A 1,875-nucleotide genomic window follows, 5' to 3' on the forward strand; every position below is an offset into this window, starting at 1 on the left:
CTGGTGGCTGCGGGCGCGACGCTCACGGTCAACGGCTCCGCCCTCGGGTCCAACCAGTCCCTCACGTGGAACGGCGCGGCCGAAACCGATGGCGCATTTATCATCACCGGTGGTGCAGGGAACGACAAGTTGGAGGGTGGAGCTGGCATCGATACCATTGTCGGCGGTGCTGGAAACGACATCATTATCGGCGGCGCGGGCAACGACATTCTGACGGGTGGCAACGGCGCCGATCAGTTCCGGATCGCCACCAACACTGGAATGGATACGATCACGGATTTCCTCAACAATGGAGCTGACAAGATCAGCTTCCTGAGAGGGACCGGCACCGGAGCGGTGAATTTCGCCAACACGACGTCGGATGGAGCGCTCAACTCCAGCGACTACGCGGAGATCTCAAACGCGAGCCTCTCGGGTCACAATAACAAGGTTGTCGTGTCCAGCGCGACGTTCTACAGCACGTCGAGTGTCAATGGTGGTACCGATATTGACAGCTTCACGACCAACGATGCGAAAAACACTTATCTTGTGATTTACAACAGCAACACAGGCAAGGCTGAGGTCTGGTTCGATACGGACTGGAGCAACACCGGGGGCCGTACACAGGTGGCCTCGCTTACCATCACTGGCGTGAACAGCGGTACGACGTTGGCCAACGTCTTGTCGGCGTCGAATTTCGCTGTTTACAGTAGCGCCACCGATCCCATTATCCTCGACCTCGACCACAACGGCGTCGCCCTGACCTCGCTCGATCAGGGCGTGCAGTTCGACATCAACGCCGACGGCCACAAGGATCAGATTGCCTGGACAGCCGGCAGTGACGGTATCCTGGCGCTCGATGTGGACGGCAACGGCAAGATCGACAATGGCAGCGAGATCTTCTCGCCGCACTTTGCGGGTGGAAGCTATGTCGATGGCCTGGCGGCACTGGCAACGCTCGACAGCAACCATGACGGCAAGATCGATGCGACCGACGAGGCCTTCTCGAAGCTGACCGTCTGGCAGGACCTGAACCACAACGGCATCACCGACAGCGGCGAGCTTTCGAGCCTGGCGGATCATTCGATCAGCAGCATTTCGCTCGATGCCAGCACGTCCGGCACGGAGATCAACGGTCAATCGATCCTTGCCGATGGCAGCTACACCCTTACGGATGGCTCGACCGGCCACTTCGTCGAGGTCGCCTTCGACACGACGCTCGGCGGCAGCGAAAACGGCGGCAACGCCTACTCGCTGATCGGCAGCGACGGTGATGACATCCTGTCGGGAAGCGGCGGCGGTTACACGATGACCGGCGGGGCAGGGGCTGATACCTTCGTCCTCGACACCGACGCCTTGAAGGGCGTGTCGATGGCCGACGTCATCACCGACTACAAGGCAAGCGAAGGCGACACGCTCGACGTCTCGAAGCTTCTCGACAGCCTGCTCGGTCACCAGGCAAGCGAGGCGGAAGCACTCGCCAGCGTCAAGACGACGGTGTCAGGCACGGATACCGTAGTCAGCGTCAACGCCAATGGCGGCTGGCACGATGTGGCGGTTCTCCAGAACACCACGGAAGCGGTCAAGATCCTCTTCGACGACAAACATGACACGACGACGGCGCCGCACGTCGGCTGATGTTCGGACAAACCGGCATGGAAAAGGCGCCTCTCGGCGCCTTCAGACTGCTGACAAACCCGCCGATATTTTCGGCGGGGTTGTTTTTTNGACGTTGGTTGTTTTAGTTGGGTTCTGAGGCGGGGCGAAGTTGGCGGCCTCTGGCGCTCATGCCATGGCTGGTCTGGGTGGCTTGGTGAGCGCCATGGCGATCTTCTTGATGTTTTGGGCGGCTGCAGCCAGCAGGCACTGGCATGCGACGCGGGTGAGACTTCGAAA

At 60.2% G+C, this 1,875-nt stretch carries 1 protein-coding gene; it reads left to right on the forward strand.

Annotated features, from left to right (window positions below; translation table 11 throughout):
• Nucleotides 1-1,617: type I secretion C-terminal target domain-containing protein (locus AF71_RS31145; RefSeq protein ID WP_169684538.1), on the forward strand; the 1,617-nt coding region annotated here is incomplete at its 5' end.
• Between the last annotated feature and the right edge of the window lie 258 nt (nt 1,618-1,875).

It is taken from the genome of Rhizobium sp. 57MFTsu3.2 (assembly GCF_012932765.1).
GTDB classification, from domain to species: domain Bacteria; phylum Pseudomonadota; class Alphaproteobacteria; order Rhizobiales; family Rhizobiaceae; genus Rhizobium; species Rhizobium altiplani.